The organism is Methylobacter arcticus, from assembly GCF_050917435.1.
GTDB classification, from domain to species: domain Bacteria; phylum Pseudomonadota; class Gammaproteobacteria; order Methylococcales; family Methylomonadaceae; genus Methylobacter_A; species Methylobacter_A titanis.
The window spans coordinates 822,072-838,150 of the sequence record NZ_CP159583.1; the positions used below are offsets into that span (position 1 = coordinate 822,072).

Sequence of the window (16,079 nt, forward strand, 5' to 3'; positions counted from 1 at the left end):
GGATATCAAGAGGTGGTAAAAACTTAGTTGCGCAGCCTGGGACTTAACAACATATTGCTAAATAGGGCGGCCGATCCGAACATAATAGTTGAAACAATGAATTCGCCGGAAATAAAGCCTAAAATACCAACGACAAACATGAGTCCTATTAGTATATCTCTTTTAAAAGCAGTCATTTTAAAGCTCCTTTGCTATTTTATGGGAAGGAATTAATCAGTGTTAGCTATACTATACATATGCGCTTATTCGTTGACAATGCCTGTAATTATTGATTAATAATTTCTTATTTATATATAATTGGTTTTTAGACGCGGTTTATTTCATCGCTAAATAGGGAAGAAACTAGCCTGGAATGCCTTAACTGAGAGAAGCCACAGGATTGAAGCTGGTTTTCCGCGAGTATTTGTAGTGATCTTGCTATAGGCTTTGCATTGCCTTGCAGCCTCTGGCTTTGGATAATAGCAAGTATGACTTCCTGTTTTCAGTAGAAAACAACCCAAACGAGTTAATTAAGCTTTGTCATGACAAAGCGCGAGACGAGGATATGCAAAAAGAATACCAGTTAAGTCCGGGTAATCCTTACCCTTCGGGCTCCAGAGCTAAAAACAAGGGAGTCAATTTCTCCATTTTCAGCCGCTATGCGACGCATGTGGAACTGTTGCTTTTTGATACGTCAGACTGCGATGAACCCTTTCAAACCATCGTGTTGCAGGAAGAAATCCACCGAACTTTTTTTTCCTGGCACGTTTATGTGGCCGAATTGCCGACGGGCACATGGTATGCGTGGCGCATGGACGGGCCTAATCAAGTCCGTGAAGCGGGATTGCATTTTGATAAAGACAAGCAATTGATCGACCCTTGGGCGCGCGCCGTCAGTGATAAGCGCTGGAGTCGCAAGGCGGCGTGTATGCCGGGTGACAATAAACTTACCGCGATGCGTTGCGTTGTCACTGACGATCATTATGATTGGGAAGGCGATGTGCCGCTACGCATTCGCAGCGAAAGGGCTATTGTTTACGAACTGCATGTAGGCGGTTTTACCCGACATCCTTCTTCGAAAGTGGATCATCCGGGTACTTTTTCCGGGTTGATTGAAAAAATTCCTTACCTGAAAGCACTCGGCATTACTCACGTTGAACTATTGCCGGTGATGGCTTTCGATGAACAGGATGTCCCTAAGAACACCGCCGATATGGGGCTGAAGAATTACTGGGGTTACAGTACCCACAGTTTTTTTAGTCCGCATCCAGGTTACTGCGTCACCCCGGAACAAGGCACTCATGTACAGGAGTTTCGCGATCTGGTCAAAGCGCTGCACCAGGCCGGCATCGGCGTTATTATGGATGTGGTGTTTAACCATACTGCAGAGGCGGGTGCCGATGGCCCGATCATAAATTTTAGGGGCATAGGCGATGATATTTTTTATCATCATGATGAGAATAATAAGAGCATTCTTCATGATTATACCGGCTGCGGCAACACGGTAAACGCCAATCATCCCCTGGTGGCCAACTTTATTATTAAGTGCCTGGAATATTGGGTCAGGGAAATGCATGTCGATGGTTTCCGCTTTGATTTGGCCAGCGCCTTAGCCCGGGGGGAGGGGGGTAAAGTTCTGCATGATCCGCCTTTGCTGTGGGGTATTGAGCTCTCCGCGCGGCTGGCCAAAACCAAATTGATTGCCGAGGCCTGGGATGCGGTAGGTCTGTATCAGGTCGGCAGTTTTCCCGGTTATCGCTGGGCTGAATGGAACGGTAGATACCGGGACGTGATCCGGCGCTTTGTACGCGGCGATAATGGCTTGATCAACGAGCTTGCAACCCGTCTTTGCGGCAGTAACGATTTGTATGAAGACAAGGGTCGGCTGCCTATTAACAGCATTAACTTTGTCACCTGTCACGACGGCTTCACCTTGTACGATTTGTTCGGTTACAACGAAAAACACAATGAGGCTAACGGCGAAAATAATCAGGATGGCTGTAATAATAATTTAAGTTTTAATTACGGCATTGAGGGTGAAACCGACGACGCAAGTATTCTGGCGTTGCGCAGAAAACAGGCGAAAAATGTCTTCGCCATGTTGCTACTCAGCCATGGCGTTCCGATGCTACTGGCGGGCGACGAGTTATTACATAGCCAGGGCGGAAATAATAATTGTTACTGCCAGGATAATGAATTGTCCTGGATAGACTGGAGTATGGCGGAAAAAAATGCCGATATGCTGCGCTTTGTTCAGTTGATGATAGCGTTGCGCAAAAGACACCCGGCCATCATGCGGCGGCGGTTTTTGACCGGCAAGGCTGTCAATGGCCGAGGCATGGCCGAAATTCAATGGCATGGCACCGAACTGAACAAGCCGTTATGGGGTGATCCGGAAGCCAGGGTTCTGGCTTTTACTCTGGCAGGTGTAGAAAGTAACGAACCCGACCTGCATGTCGTGATGAATATGTCAGCTCAACAAGCGACCATTGAATTGCCGGATATTGCCGGTCGCTTATGGTGCCTGTCTTTGGACACATCGTTGCCGTCACCGCAGGATATTGTGGACTCGCAACAGCAGAAACCAGTGCGCGAAAATTGCTATCAGGTCAATACCCGGGCTGTCGTGGTCTTTGAGAATTGGATTGTTGAATAGCGTGTAATTGGCGGGTAAGAGGCTCTTTTGACGAGCCTCTTTATTTCTTCAGTTTTACCGCAGCAACAGCAACGGCTTTTGGGTGTGCATCAGCATCTTGACAGTAAAGCTGCCTAGCAATAGATCATGAATGCGGGCGTGGCTAAACGCGCCCATCACGGTCAGATCAATAGCGTGTTTGTCCTGATATGCACAAAGCGCTTGATCGGGCTTGCCGGGTAATATTTTAGTGATCACTTCAATGCCGCCCGCCTTTGTCAGTTTACTGGCGGCCGCTTCAAGCAACGGCTCTATTGTTGTATTGTCGTTACTGACGCAGACCAGGTGGCAGGTCAGGCCTTTATAAAGCGGACTAGTGGCGACCATGTCGACCGCTTTTTCTGCCGCTTTGCTGCCGTCATAGGCGATCATGATGCGTTGCGGCACCTTAAAAGCTGCATTGACCACCAGAATGGGTTTATGCAATGAACGGATGATGGATTCAAGTTTGGCGCCTATCTGGTCAGGCTGGTTTTCGTGTATTTTTCCGCGTAGGCCGATGACCAGGACGCGGATGCTATCTTCAAGTTCTATCAGCGACTCTATCAGGCTGCCATGGCGCTGATTGGTGATAGGGTCCGCGATACCTGCTTGGATCGCACGGTCTTTTGCCGCCTGTAATATCAATTTTCCTCGCTGTAATAGTAACTTGCTGCGCTGCTGTTCGACGGCGACAAGCTCTTCGAGTAAAGATTCCTGGCTGCCCAAGCCGATATTGCCGGATAAGTCGAATATGGCAGCGGTCTCATGGTGATGATCGATGCTGTGCAGCAGTTTTAGCGGCGCATCGACGTGTTGTGCTATCCAGGCGGCGTAATCGCAGACGGCTTCTGTCAATGACGAACCGTCAATGCACGCCAGTACCAAATTTGTAGTAGTGTTGTTCATTAGTGACTTCCCATGATTTTTTCAATTTCTTTCGGTTTATCGTGTATGCCGAAACGGTCGACAATCGTCGAACTGGCTTCGTTCAAGCCGATTAATTCCACCTCGGCGCCTTCTCTTCGGAACTTTATCACGACTTTATCCAAGGCGGTTACCGAGGATATATCCCAGAAATGCGCACGATGCAGGTCTATCACCACCTTTTCTACCGCTTCTTTAAAGTCAAAGGCAGTGGCAAGTTTGTCTGCCGAGTTAAAGAAGACTTGTCCGACAACATGATAAGTTCTGGTGTTCGATTCCTCGTCCAAGTCAGATTCGACAGCCATAAAGTGACCGATTTTATTGGCGAAGAACAACGATGCCAGCAACACCCCGGTCACTACACCAAACGCCAGATTATGTGTCCAGACAACAACAATCACGGTCGTTACCATCACCACATTGGTGGATAACGGATGCTCTTTCAGTTTGACGATAGAACTCCAACTGAAGGTGCCGATCGAGACCATGATCATCACCGCCACCAGCGCGGCCATCGGGATTTTAGACAGCCACTCGCCCAGGAATACCACCATGATCAGCAGGAACACACCCGCGCATAGCGTCGATAAACGTCCACGTCCGCCCGATTTGATATTGATTACAGACTGGCCGATCATCGCGCACCCGGCCATGCCACCCAATAAGCCCGCACCGATATTAGCCAGGCCCTGACCTTTGCATTCGCGGTTTTTGTTGCTGGTCGTATCGGTTAGATCATCGATTATAGTGGCGGTCATTAACGATTCCAGCATACCCACTACGGCCAATCCCACCGAATAAGGCAAAATGATCTGCAAGGTCTCCAAGGTCAACGGCACTTCGGGCCAGAGGAATATAGGCAAGGTATCCGGTAGTTGTCCCATATCACCGACGGTGCGGATATCCAGGTGTAAATACATCGCTATGCCGGTCAAAGCCACAATGCAAACCAGCGGCGAAGGCAGGGTTTTGCCGATCCAGGGAATGTACGGAAACAGATAGATAATCGCCAATCCGCCCGCCGTCATCGCATAGACATGCCAGGTGACGTGAGTCAGTTCCGGCAATTGCGCCATAAAGATCAATATTGCCAGTGCATTGACAAAACCGGTGACCACCGAGCGGGAAACAAAGCTCATCAAGCTGCCGAGTTTCAGGTAACCGGAAATGATTTGTAACACACCGGTTAACACGGTTGCCGCTAACAAATACTGTAGCCCGTGATCCTTGACCAAAGTCACCATCAATAACGCCATGGCTCCTGTCGCCGCTGAAATCATGCCCGGTCTGCCGCCGACAAAAGCAGTAATCACCGCAATACAGAAGGATGCATAGAGCCCGATTTTGGGGTCGACACCGGCGATGATGGAGAAGGCAATCGCTTCAGGGATCAGGGCAAGGGCAACGACAATACCGGACAGTAAATCGCTGCGGATGTTGCCGAGCCAGTCCTGTTTTTTTGATAAAAAGAGCATGTCAATCCTATAAATTTAAAAAAGGCTATGCCAAAACATAGCTAAAGAAGCAAAAAAATTATTCGAGCGATGGCAGGGAATGCTAAGGAGGCATTGTTTGGGCGGCTTTGAGGCTGTGTTCGAGAATTTCTTCAATGAATCCTTCTATAAGCTCAAAAAGCAGATGCATTCATTCAAAAATAGAATGCAGTGTTCCGAGTAGTAAATCGAGAAGATCATCAGACAAGGTAATGATAAGCAATAAAATGACGAACTCGGGTCAGCATTTGCCGGTCGGTTTCATTAGCCTGTTCGCAGCACAATCCGCCGTTGATCAGCTTCGTGAAAAAACGGATTATCCGCTTAGGTTTATGCAAGCTTTTCACTATCCAATTTCATTAATCAGACAGTTTCGCTCATGCTGGTTTTAATGCGCTCCAGCAGCGCGGTCATCTGTTGTTGTTCTTGTGGTGTTAAGGTTTTAAGCACCTCCGCTTCCACTGCATCGGCGATTTTCCAGAGTTCCTGCATGACGGCGTGCGCCTTGGGCATGAGTTCCAGACGATAAGCGCGCCGGTCCTCACTGTCCTTATTACGTCGAACCAGCCCCGCCTCTTCCAGCAAGTCGATCTGCCTTACCAGCGTAATCGGTTTGATTTCGAGGATGTCGGCCAGATCAATTTGGCGGCAGTTTTCGTTGTTGGACAGATGTACCAAAGCTCGCCATTGGGCATGAGTCAAGCCGATATTTTCCGCTTCCTTGTTAAAGCGCTGACGAATGACGTGGCTGATTTCGTAGCTTAAAAAACCGAATTTAGAATGCATAAGAAAAATATAATAAGCAAAAGGTATAGTATCAATATTTTTGCATTTATCCTAATCAGAAGAGTGCTGCAAGCTGGATTCACCGCTAGGGCAATCCTCCGATGCTAGATCACAATCACCTGAATCAATTTTTTCACCCAAGGTTATCAATCAGTCCTTGGTGATAATAATCGGCAAAATCCCGGAAAAACGGGCAGTACTCAGGCGCACCAAAATTATGCGTGACTGTCGCCAATTGTACGCAGGTCAGAACGAACGGCCGGGCTGCCCAATACTTAGCTATCTGGCCGGTGCGTCGCTCCCACTCGACGGTCTTAACTGTCCCGGTTTAAGTCAGCAGCCGTGAATCCGCAATAACATGCGATAACCTACCCGTCAAAAAACGCAGCGATTATACTGTGCTAATTTCACGCCAAAAGCCCAAAAAGCACCCGAGAAACCAAACCGGTAGAATGTCAGGCCAAATTCACAGGAGGAATTATTACTTATGAGCTGATGTTACGCAGCCAGTAATTTTTGCAACTCTTCATAAGCTATCTGGTTCGCTTTGATAAACAGCTTAGTTCTTAGCGCAAAATGATTGGCCTTGTGTTTTATCTTCAGACATTCCAGCTTGAACACCGCATAGATCGACATGAAGACATGGTTGTTCTGGGTAGTGACCGTACGGGTTGGTGATTTTGCCAACCCCGCATTGGATTTTAATGACTTGTGGAACTCCTCAACTTTCCACCGTTTTTGGTAGATCGTGGCGGCTTGTTCGCCATTGCACGCTAAATCACTGCATACCAGATTCAATAGGCCGATGCTGCCGTCTTTGTTTGTAAAGACCCGGCGGACGAAAAGCACTTCCTGTTGAAAGCCTTTCATCCAACCGCGCACCGCCTGCTGATCCGCCAATTCCAGCTGACTGATTCGTACAAAACGGCCTTCTTTCTTGTCTTCTTCTGTTAAAGCCACCAAGCGGTTATCCTTTAGGGCGCTGATGAAGTGCTTGCCTTTCTTCAGGATAAACTCAAAGTTCTCCTTGCTGGCAAACCAACTGTCCGTCAACACATAGCGGAACTTGATGGCATTCGCCACACTGGTCGCTATCATCTCCCGCATCAGCTCATTTTTGGTGAACTCACTGGCCCGCTTGACCTTGCGGGTCTTCACATCACTGAACTGGTAAGGCTTGCGCACCACTTCAAAGGCGACGGGAATTGAAACTTCCCCACTATAGTATAGGGCGTTCAGCAAATTGATTCCTTTGACCGAACGCCCTTTGCAGTGATCATAGTGCCAGCACATGATTTCGTTCTCATCCGTCCAGGTCTTCTCCTGAATGGTATCGTCAAATATCAAGCAACCATCTTCCCGTTCTATCTGGCGTACTGTCGCTTTAACTTGCCCCCACAGGTCTTTGGAGGTAAATGCTTTCGATGCCAGAAAACGCGTCATCTGGTCATGGCTTATATCCCCTTCCATCATTGCCGACAATCCGGTCGCCGTCGCAAACCCGTTATTGCAGATCAGGTAGTCTGTGTATAATTCTAGTTTTATTTTTTCCATCCCGAAATAATACGCTTTTTGAGGGGTGGGTGCGTAACATCAGTTATGAGTACGCGCACACGTATAGAGACATTCCGGCAGACGTTGTACCAGACTATTTATCAGGCCAATACCCCGGCGGGGAAGGGCTTCGATATTGCGCTGATGATCTTAATTCTGATCAGTGTTTTAACCATTATCTTGGACAGTGTCGCCGACATTAGCCAGCGGTATGGGGAGCAACTGGCTACCGCAGAATGGGTATTCACGACTTTATTCACTGTCGAGTATATTCTTCGTATTTTCTGCATACACAGGCCAATCAAATACATCATCAGCTTCTACGGCCTCATCGATTTATTGGCTATCGTTCCTTCCTATCTCGGTATTTTTATATCCGATTCACATTACCTCCAAGTCATCCGCATCCTGAGAGTTTTACGGATATTTCGGGTGTTGAAGCTGGTCCGTTTTATCAATCAGTCCAATCTGCTAATCAACGCCTTGATGGCCAGTCGGCTCAAAATCACTATATTTATGTTCACTATTTCCACGCTGGTGGTGATTTTCGGGTCGGCCATGTATTTGATCGAAGGCCCGGAACATGGCTTTGCCAACATACCGGTAAGCATTTACTGGGCGGTGGTGACCTTGACCACGGTGGGTTTTGGCGATATCACGCCTCAAACCGATCTGGGGCGTGCCATCTCGGCAGTGGTTATGATAAGCGGTTACGCTATCATCGCGGTGCCCACCGGTATATTCACGGCGGAATTATCCCAGGAAATGAAGCGGCAGAATACGGGTGCTGACGAAAGGGTTTGTTCGAAATGCCGAAAAATCGGGCATGAAATGGAAGCAAACTATTGTCGTATTTGTGGAACGGAGTTACCCCGGTTGGCCGGAAAAAAATCAGGCTAGTGTAGGTATTTTCTGCAGTTGTTTGGTGTCTATGCGTTGTGTATGATTTATTTGTGTTTGCGCCTTTCGTTTTGCCGGCAATAACGGCCATTTTCTACCTTTTAGCGGATTTTTCAGTTGGTTATTAGGTTTTTGCCATTGCCGCAAGAGGAAGCGCCAAGAGCCTATGTGACCGATGTCCAATACGAAAAGGACTTTCAGACCGATGCCGTTACCCGTGTAACCGGGGCATTGCCAGCGCATCGCCTTAACCAAAAAAATCAATTGACCCACGAAAACCAAAAGTAGATGCCTCCCAAGCTGTGCAACACCGCTAATTGTGGGGCTCATACAGTACTAGACCCTGTGGAATTTACTCCGTATACTTAAATGCGCTTAACTTCCAAGGTCGCCTATAAACAGATAGCCTAATAATGCTTAAGTGTATGAAAGAATTTTAGTATAGGGTAATCGTAACGTTTAAGGCTGATGATGACGTTTTTGCATTCAGAGTACAATTTCAACGTGAATCTGTCGGCGAAAGACATGCTTGAAATCAGTCAGGAAATTAGTCGGGATTTTACTCCGTGTTTTTCAAACCCGGTGCCGGAACTTGACGAAAAAATCAGGCTTTCGCCCAGGGAACTATTGGATATTGGCGAGGAAATCGGTCGGGATTTTGCACCAAAACCGTTCGGCAACGCTCCCGAATTGATGCTTTTGCCGGTCGATCCCGGACACCTTTATGCCTATTGGAATTTGGGAAAGGATAGGGATATGTCTATGTCTGATAATGAGCAAATCACCTTACGAATTTATTCGCAATCCGACGACGAAGAGGCAGCTGCCGAGACGGCATCATGGTTCGACGTCGCCATCGATAACCCGATGACTCAACAACAAGTGTCTTTACCCAGTCCTGTTGATGAAACGGCTTATTCAGCCGCCATAGGTAAATGGGGTGCAGATGACGGTTTTATCGCTATTGCCCATTCGAGCATTATTCATGCTCCGCTTGGACGAACGGCTTGGTATCAAGATCATCAAGACTTCAGCTATTGCCAGGGCAAAAATGCCTCTGGCTTAGGCATCAACAAACAAGTATGACAACAAGTTTACCGCGTTCCGGGCAAGGACTCCTGAGCATTATTCTGCACGCGCATCTTCCCTATGTGCGCCATCCTGAACATGACAGTTTTTTTGAGGAAAACTGGCTGTTCGAAGCCATGACCGAATGCTATCTGCCGCTGATCGGTGTACTCGACCGTTTACACGCGGATAACGTCGATTACCGGCTGACGATGTCGTTGTCGCCGACGCTGATATCTATGTTGCGCGACGACTTGTTGCAAACGCGCTATCTGAGCTATTTGCACAGTCGACTGGAACTGGCTGAAAAGGAAATTACCCGAACCCGCAAGCAGCCGGAGTATCAAAAATTAGCGCGACTCTATCGCCGCTTTTATCTACATACGTTAAGCACTTATCAAGATCGCTATCAAGGCGATTTATTGGCGGCTTTTAAAAAACACCAAAGCACCGGTAAGCTTGAGCTGATTACCACAGCCGCGACTCACGGTTTCTTGCCGCTGTTGAATGTCAGCGAAACTGCAGTCCGCAATCAGGTCAATACCGGTATCGCAATGTTTAAAGCGGCAACGGGCAGTGCTCCGAGCGGTTTTTGGCTGCCTGAATGCGCCTATTATCCGGGTCTTGAGACGGTGCTGGCCGATGCCGGTATCGCGTATTTTTTTGTCGATAGCCACGGTATTATGGATGCCAGTTCACCACCTCGTCATGGCGTTTATGCGCCGATAGCCTGCGGCAATGGTGTCGCGGCATTTGCACGCGACCCGGAATCATCGCGGCAGGTTTGGAGCGCTAAAGAGGGCTATCCGGGGGATTTCGACTACCGCGAATACTATAGCGATATCGGTTTTGAGCGGGAGTTGGATTATATTGCGCCTTATATTCTCGACGGAAAAACCCGTATCAACACCGGCATTAAATACCATCGGGTGACCGGCGATAATCGGCCTAAGGAAATTTACAATCCGAGACAGGCATTAGCAAAAGCGCGTGAACATGCCCAGGATTTTGTCGATAAACGCCAGCGTCAAATCGATCGGCTTGGCGCTACGATGGACGATGGTCGGCAACCGATTATCGTTGCGCCTTACGATGCGGAACTGTTTGGTCATTGGTGGTTCGAAGGGGCTTATTGGCTGGAATGGGTGCTGAGATTGGCAAGCGAAAGCGCCGGCGGCGTTCAACTAAGCAGTTGCGGAGATTATTTAAAGCAACAGCCGTCACCGCAGGTAGCTACACCCGCCGCATCAACTTGGGGCGATCAAGGCTATTCCAGTTACTGGATCAATGAAACCAATGCCTGGATTTACCCCTTGCTGCACAAGGCCGAATTGCAGATGGAAAAACTCGCGCACGATGTTCAGGGCTTAACGCTGACTCCGATACAGACGCGGGCCTTGAACCAGGCTGCTAGATCGATTTTGCTGGCGCAAGCTTCCGATTGGCCGTTTATCATGAAATCGGGGACGACCGTCGACTATGCGAATAAACGCGTTACCGATCATCTGGCCAGATTTAACTATTTACATGACTGTTTTCGCAAGAATAGGCTCAATGAGCGTTATTTGACGGCGCTGGAGATCATGGATAATATTTTTCCGGATATTGATTTTCGGGATTACAATCCCTCAAATGTAAGGGTGGGTTTTAAACCTGCCCGGTCTTAAGATGTTGCGTCGTTCCTTTGCTATGACGTCGCTACCAAATAGTTATGGTTGAATGCTGTGGGCGCGAATTTATTCGCGCAATAGGTGTTCAAAAGCGCGAATAACTTAATGGCAGTGACGCTCCGACGTCCGGCGGTACATAGGGTACGCACGGCATACCCTAAATCCTATATCTTTCCTTTTGACCTGAGTTTCAGGGTAGCAATAACGGAGACAAAATTTGGCCAAAATCCAACTGCTGTATGTTGAAAATGTGATTACCCGTAAAAAAACCAACGTTCAACAGACGCTGGATTTTTTTATGCGGGTGGAAAACGTCAGTTACGATAAACGGATCGATGTGCTCTGGTCGGGTGAAGACGGCATATGGCAAACCCTGCCTGCCAGTTTTCATAGCAAACTGGAACATGATCAGGAATGCTGGCGGGCGCAAATCCATTTCCAGCTCAGTCCGGCTCATTCGCTACCCGGCAATATCCGATTTGGATTACGCTACCAGAGTTCCGGGAGTGAGTATTGGGATAACCGGCAGGGCGCAAATTATTCCAGTCAAGCTGATTCAGGTATCAAGGTAGTTTGCTCTGCGCCAGTTTTAAACATCGGCTTTGCGACTCAACTGGATGGCGAACAAAAAAACATTCCGGTCACGGTGGCGGTGGATAAATTCAACGATGCCGACAAGGTAACCGTACACTGGACGACCGATAACTGGCAGCATAGCCATAAAACCGCCTGCCATTTTAAAAGAAACTACTGGGACAAAGAGGCGCTCAGCAATGCCAGAAATCCCAATCAGTACGGTGTTGCAATTTGGAAAGGCTGGCTTAGGATCAGCCGGGCTTTTCGCTTGCAATACAGCATCTCCGTTGAACGCAACGGCCAGGTTTTTTGGGACAATAACTACGGCAAAAACTACTCGCTTAGCCACGAGCCGCTGAAAGTGTTGATTCTTAATCTGCATTGTTATCAGGAAGATAATCAGGATGATAAGTTTTCCCAAATAGCCAAGGCGATTAATGACCTGGCTATTGACGTTGTCTGTCTACAGGAAGTGGCTGAACTTTGGAATGACGGGGCGGGGGACTGGGAGTCCAATTCCGCCAAAATCATCAATGATCGCTTGGCTGCGCCCTATCATATCCATACCGACTGGGCGCATCTGGGCTTTGCCAAGTACCGCGAAGGCGTTGCCATTTTAAGCAAATACCCGCTGCTCAAACAGGAAGCCCAGTATGTGTCGGATAGCCATGACGTTTACAGTATTCATTCCAGAAAAGTCGTCATGGCACAAATCAAGGTGCCTTATGTCGGGCGGGTTAATGTTTTTTCGGCGCATTTAAGCTGGTGGGAAGACGGCTTTGCCGAGCAGTTTAATCGATTGTGCGAGTGGGCCAAGGCTAAACAGACGGCGCAGGTTTGCGCCACGCTGCTGTGCGGCGATTTTAATATTACTGCCGGATCGACAGGCTATCATCTGGTTGCCGATGCCCACCAATATGACGATCAGTATCTGGCGGCCAATTCGCAGGGCGTGTTTGAAAAGATCTTCAGAGTTAACGATCCTTACTGGCAAGATTATCTGAGCGATGATTATCGTATTGATTATATATTTTTGAATAAAACCAGCGAGCTGCATGTCACGTCGGCGACGGTTTTGTTTACCGAGCAGGATTATGGCCGGGTTTCCGATCATTGCGGGTATTTGATGACCTTTGAGCCTAATGTGTAAGGTGAAAGGCTTCGCCTAAAGCGCCTGGTTTTGGTGCTTGCATAGCAGGCGAAGCCTGCACTCTTGCTGCACTTTCACGTTTTATATATGTAAATATTACGGACGGGGTTTCAAATCCCGTCCGGCATGAGGTAAATAATAATACCTTTACCATGGAGATAAACCTATGCAGATAGCTGAACATTACGCCGCGCCCACTCATGGAAACCTGGGCGGCTCTTTTCAAAGAGTGAACGACTTCAACGACAAATTCTATATCCGCTGGGGAAAAATAGATTTCGATGTGTTTTACGGCGTTCAGGCCAATGTAAAAGTTATCCTAAAGGTCTATCGCGATGCGATCTGCGAAACGTATATAGTCGATACCGACGCCTATGATATTCACTGGAATCATCACAAACGTTGCACCCGGGATTTTTATATCCATCCGTTTTCCAGCAACTTCGGCCAGATCAACTGCGTTAAGTTCGCCTTTATTGTGCATCTGGACGAGCGCTCCATTGCTTCCCGGAACGAGTATATCTTTATGGACTGGCAGCAGCTTCAGGGCGACTATCCGCAGTACCGAAGGATTGCCGGCGATTGGGTGACGACCAACAATTATCGCAGCTACGAACTGAATGCCGGCGAATTGCAGAGCGATGCGGATTGGTATAACCATCATTTCGACGCCTTGCAACTGGTACCCAAATTCACCAAAGGACAGCAGCACCATCCTTATCATCCCAAGCGTTATATTCACGACCTGATCGACAAGGTTATCCGCTGCAAGCACCAGAATCCCGAGCGCTTATGCACCATAAAAGTCAGCGTGGATTGCATCGACGACCACGATTTTACCACCCATTTGCTAGCCGCCAGCGAGCAGGGGGTTTTGGTTCAGTGCATTGTCGATTGGCGAAAAATGACCCTGACCAACAGCCAAAACTATGCGCGCTTGAAGCATTCCCGGATTGAATTGATCGGCGTGTTTTGCAGTCCCAAACATCACCTGATCGAAGTGGAACCGGATATGCACACCAAATTCATTATTTTTAATGATGAGGACAGTATATTGGGTTCATTCAATATCACTTTCGATCGCTGGTGGGCTAATTGGGAATCGGGGATGACCTTTCATTCCAAAGGCATCTGTCGGTTGCTGGATAACATCTTTCAAAGCCAGCGGGGCGGCGTCAATCAAAAATACGGCATCGACCCGTTGAGCCATTTCAACCTGCTCTATACCTTCGGTCGGCACGTTATGCTGAACGGCAAGCCCTATCTTCCGCATCATGCGATATTGGCCGAGATTAACCGCGCCAGACATTCGATTAAGGTGTCGTTATTCCTGATCGGCGATTTGCTGGGCGATCATCATGACAGCGTGGTCAATGCGCTGATCAATGCCAAAAACCGGGGCGTTCATGTCCATATTTTGCTTAATGGGCACTTGGCGAGGCAGGGTCGTATCGGTGTAGAACGGCCGATGGGGGAAGAGTTGAGCCGTCCGTTGTTGCCGACGGTAGATCGGTTAAAGCATGCCGGTATTGCTGTAGGTTTGGTTTACGGGCAGGACGATCATCCGGTGCCTTATTCCCCGATACATTCCAAGTATTGCATTATTGATGATTACATTGTTATAGAAGGCAGTTTCAACTGGTACAACACCTCGGTTTTTTCCCATGATTTATTGGTCGTGGCGGCCAATTACGAAGTCGCGCAGCCTTATCTGTATGAGTTTGAACAAATACAGCGGTCGTTCAGGGTGTATTATTGAACGCATCATCTATTTTGCATGCTATTTCAATAACGCGTAGGTTTAGGCTATTGCCTAATTCAACGGCACTGCTCTGAATCGTGGGCACCCTCAATTGATAGACAGCGTCAATACTCTTTCCCATTAAAATTTAAAGTGTTATATGAATAATGTTTTTCTAATCAGTGTGGCGATGTTATTAGTCGCACTCAATGGTTTTTTTGTAGCCGCAGAGTTCGGTCTCGTCAAACTGCGACAAACGCGCATCCGCTCGATTGTTAAAACACAAGGTTGGCGCGGACGTATTTTGGGGAAGGTACACGCAAAACTCGATGCCTATTTATCGGCCTGCCAGCTGGGCATTACGCTTGCTTCGCTCGGCCTGGGCTGGATTGGCGAGCCGGCATTTGTCAGCCTGCTGGAACCTGTGTTCGGCAGAATCGGTGTTACATCGCCAGAACTGATACACGGCATCTCATTCGCGTTCGCTTTTTCGATGATCTCGTTTCTGCACATCGTAGTCGGGGAGCTTGCGCCAAAGTCGATGGCGATTCGTAATCCTGAAAAAATCGGCTTATGGAGCGCCGCGCCGCTCTACGGATTCTATTGGCTGATGTATCCTGCGATCTGGTTACTCAATTCCAGTGCCAATTTGGTATTGCGCCTGTTTGGTTTGGGTAATGTTCATGGCCACGATGCGCACTACTCGGCCGACGAACTTAAACTTATTTTGCGCAGCAACTGTCCTGATGACCGCTTTACCCGCGATGAATGGAATATTCTGGCGAAAACGCTCGATTTCAGCGAACTCGAAGTGTCCGACTTGATGCGTCCGATCCATGAGATCACTGCATTGCATCGTAACGAGTCATTGCAAAAAAACCTGCAAACCGTATCTCAAAAACGCTTCAGTCGTTATCCCTATTTCGACACTAATGGCGTTGATGTGTTAGGCGTGATTCATTTGAAAGATCTGTTTTTCGCTCAGCAAGAAGGCAAAGCGATTGAGGATTTGAATAATTATCTGCGGCCAATTCAATATATCTCGCCGCACGCCTCCGCACTGGAATTATTCCGTCATTTCCGTACGGGGGTATCACATTTTGCGATCATTGGACAAAAAGGGCGAAAGCCGCAAGGCTTCATTACGCTGGATAATTTGTTAAGTGCGATGGTCGGTGAGATACGCGATGAATTTCGTCAAAACAACAATGACTGGACAAGGCTCGATGACGACACTTTGATCGGCAAGGGCAGTTTGCCGATATTCTCGTTGGAACGGATTCTGGGCATAGACATCGAGAACGAAGAACTTGAATTGGAAGATGAGGTCTCGATTGGCGGCCTCATCATGGCCAAACTGCGTGATATTCCAGTAGAAGGCCAGAAAATTGAATTCAACCAATTCGATGTCGTGGTCAGAAAAATGAATGGGTCGCGCATTGTCTTTGTCCAGATTTACCCCAATGAAATGATTGATCTGGGGCATCAATAGGAATGCTACGGATTGCTGGCGGCGCTGGGGGGGCGGCTATCGTATTTACTCAGCGGTACCAATAGGGCG

12 protein-coding genes are annotated in these 16,079 nt (G+C 48.1%); 7 read left to right on the plus strand and 5 right to left on the minus strand.

What is annotated here, in order from left to right; translation table 11 throughout:
- The first annotated feature begins 544 nt into the window (after window positions 1–544).
- Window positions 545–2,635, plus strand: coding sequence for a glycogen debranching protein GlgX (glgX, locus tag ABXJ76_RS04010; RefSeq protein WP_432744314.1), 2,091 nt, complete (start codon window positions 545–547; stop codon window positions 2,633–2,635).
- 54 nt (window positions 2,636–2,689) lie between these two features.
- Here glgX and ABXJ76_RS04015 read toward each other — a convergent pair whose 3' ends face one another.
- The 4 genes from ABXJ76_RS04015 to ABXJ76_RS04030 all read right to left on the minus strand — a co-directional run bounded on the left by ABXJ76_RS04015 (window position 2,690) and on the right by ABXJ76_RS04030 (window position 7,413).
- Entirely contained in the window at window positions 2,690–3,562 is an 873-nt protein-coding gene (locus ABXJ76_RS04015) for a universal stress protein (RefSeq protein WP_432744315.1), read from the minus strand.
- The gene (locus tag ABXJ76_RS04020) at window positions 3,562–5,055 is read right to left on the minus strand and encodes a SulP family inorganic anion transporter (RefSeq protein ID WP_432744317.1); all 1,494 of its coding nucleotides are present in this window, start codon (window positions 5,053–5,055) and stop codon (window positions 3,562–3,564) included. The genes ABXJ76_RS04015 and ABXJ76_RS04020 overlap by 1 nt, the downstream gene beginning before the upstream one ends.
- Before the next feature lie 381 nt (window positions 5,056–5,436).
- Window positions 5,437–5,859 carry a MarR family winged helix-turn-helix transcriptional regulator gene (locus ABXJ76_RS04025; RefSeq protein ID WP_432744319.1) on the minus strand — a complete coding sequence of 141 codons (423 nt, stop codon included), beginning with the start codon at window positions 5,857–5,859 and terminating at the stop codon, window positions 5,437–5,439.
- Window positions 5,860–6,357: 498 nt separating this feature from the next.
- Entirely contained in the window at window positions 6,358–7,413 is a 1,056-nt protein-coding gene (locus tag ABXJ76_RS04030) for an IS701 family transposase (RefSeq protein WP_432742714.1), read from the minus strand.
- Window positions 7,414–7,458: 45 nt separating this feature from the next.
- Here ABXJ76_RS04030 and ABXJ76_RS04035 point away from each other — a divergent pair, with 45 nt between their 5' ends.
- Entirely contained in the window at window positions 7,459–8,313 is an 855-nt protein-coding gene (locus ABXJ76_RS04035; RefSeq protein WP_432744320.1) for an ion transporter, read from the plus strand.
- Here ABXJ76_RS04035 and ABXJ76_RS04040 read toward each other — a convergent pair.
- Complete coding sequence (locus tag ABXJ76_RS04040) at window positions 8,305–8,643, minus strand: hypothetical protein (RefSeq protein WP_432744322.1); 339 nt, start codon at window positions 8,641–8,643, stop codon at window positions 8,305–8,307. The two genes, ABXJ76_RS04035 and ABXJ76_RS04040, sit on opposite strands and share 9 nt — an antisense overlap.
- A gap of 174 nt (window positions 8,644–8,817) precedes the next feature.
- On the opposite strand from ABXJ76_RS04040, the gene ABXJ76_RS04045 reads away from it, so the two are divergent.
- From ABXJ76_RS04045 to ABXJ76_RS04065, 5 genes are all read left to right on the plus strand, one after another.
- On the plus strand, window positions 8,818–9,399 hold the full coding sequence (locus tag ABXJ76_RS04045) for a DUF4912 domain-containing protein (RefSeq protein ID WP_432744323.1): 582 nt from the start codon (window positions 8,818–8,820) through the stop codon (window positions 9,397–9,399).
- Window positions 9,396–11,048 (plus strand): glycoside hydrolase family 57 protein, encoded by a 1,653-nt coding sequence (locus ABXJ76_RS04050; protein WP_432744325.1) that lies wholly within the window; start codon window positions 9,396–9,398, stop codon window positions 11,046–11,048. Before ABXJ76_RS04045 ends, ABXJ76_RS04050 begins: the two co-directional genes overlap by 4 nt.
- A 220-nt stretch (window positions 11,049–11,268) precedes the next feature.
- Entirely contained in the window at window positions 11,269–12,777 is a 1,509-nt protein-coding gene (locus ABXJ76_RS04055; protein WP_432744328.1) for an endonuclease/exonuclease/phosphatase family protein, read from the plus strand.
- Between the two features lie 166 nt (window positions 12,778–12,943).
- Window positions 12,944–14,536 carry a phospholipase D-like domain-containing protein gene (locus tag ABXJ76_RS04060; RefSeq protein ID WP_432744330.1) on the plus strand — a complete coding sequence of 531 codons (1,593 nt, stop codon included), beginning with the start codon at window positions 12,944–12,946 and terminating at the stop codon, window positions 14,534–14,536.
- A gap of 142 nt (window positions 14,537–14,678) precedes the next feature.
- Window positions 14,679–16,010 carry a hemolysin family protein gene (locus ABXJ76_RS04065; protein WP_432744332.1) on the plus strand — a complete coding sequence of 444 codons (1,332 nt, stop codon included), beginning with the start codon at window positions 14,679–14,681 and terminating at the stop codon, window positions 16,008–16,010.
- Window positions 16,011–16,079 lie beyond the last annotated feature (69 nt).

Coding starts and splice junctions, on each gene's coding strand:
- glgX (WP_432744314.1), top strand. CDS start 545: ATGCAAAAAGAATACCAGTTAAGTCCGGGTAATCCTTACCCTTCGGGC.
- ABXJ76_RS04015 (WP_432744315.1), bottom strand. CDS start 3,562: ATGAACAACACTACTACAAATTTGGTACTGGCGTGCATTGACGGTTCG.
- ABXJ76_RS04020 (WP_432744317.1), bottom strand. CDS start 5,055: ATGCTCTTTTTATCAAAAAAACAGGACTGGCTCGGCAACATCCGCAGC.
- ABXJ76_RS04025 (WP_432744319.1), bottom strand. CDS start 5,859: ATGCATTCTAAATTCGGTTTTTTAAGCTACGAAATCAGCCACGTCATT.
- ABXJ76_RS04030 (WP_432742714.1), bottom strand. CDS start 7,413: ATGGAAAAAATAAAACTAGAATTATACACAGACTACCTGATCTGCAAT.
- ABXJ76_RS04035 (WP_432744320.1), top strand. CDS start 7,459: ATGAGTACGCGCACACGTATAGAGACATTCCGGCAGACGTTGTACCAG.
- ABXJ76_RS04040 (WP_432744322.1), bottom strand. CDS start 8,643: ATGAGCCCCACAATTAGCGGTGTTGCACAGCTTGGGAGGCATCTACTT.
- ABXJ76_RS04050 (WP_432744325.1), top strand. CDS start 9,396: ATGACAACAAGTTTACCGCGTTCCGGGCAAGGACTCCTGAGCATTATT.
- ABXJ76_RS04060 (WP_432744330.1), top strand. CDS start 12,944: ATGCAGATAGCTGAACATTACGCCGCGCCCACTCATGGAAACCTGGGC.
- ABXJ76_RS04065 (WP_432744332.1), top strand. CDS start 14,679: ATGAATAATGTTTTTCTAATCAGTGTGGCGATGTTATTAGTCGCACTC.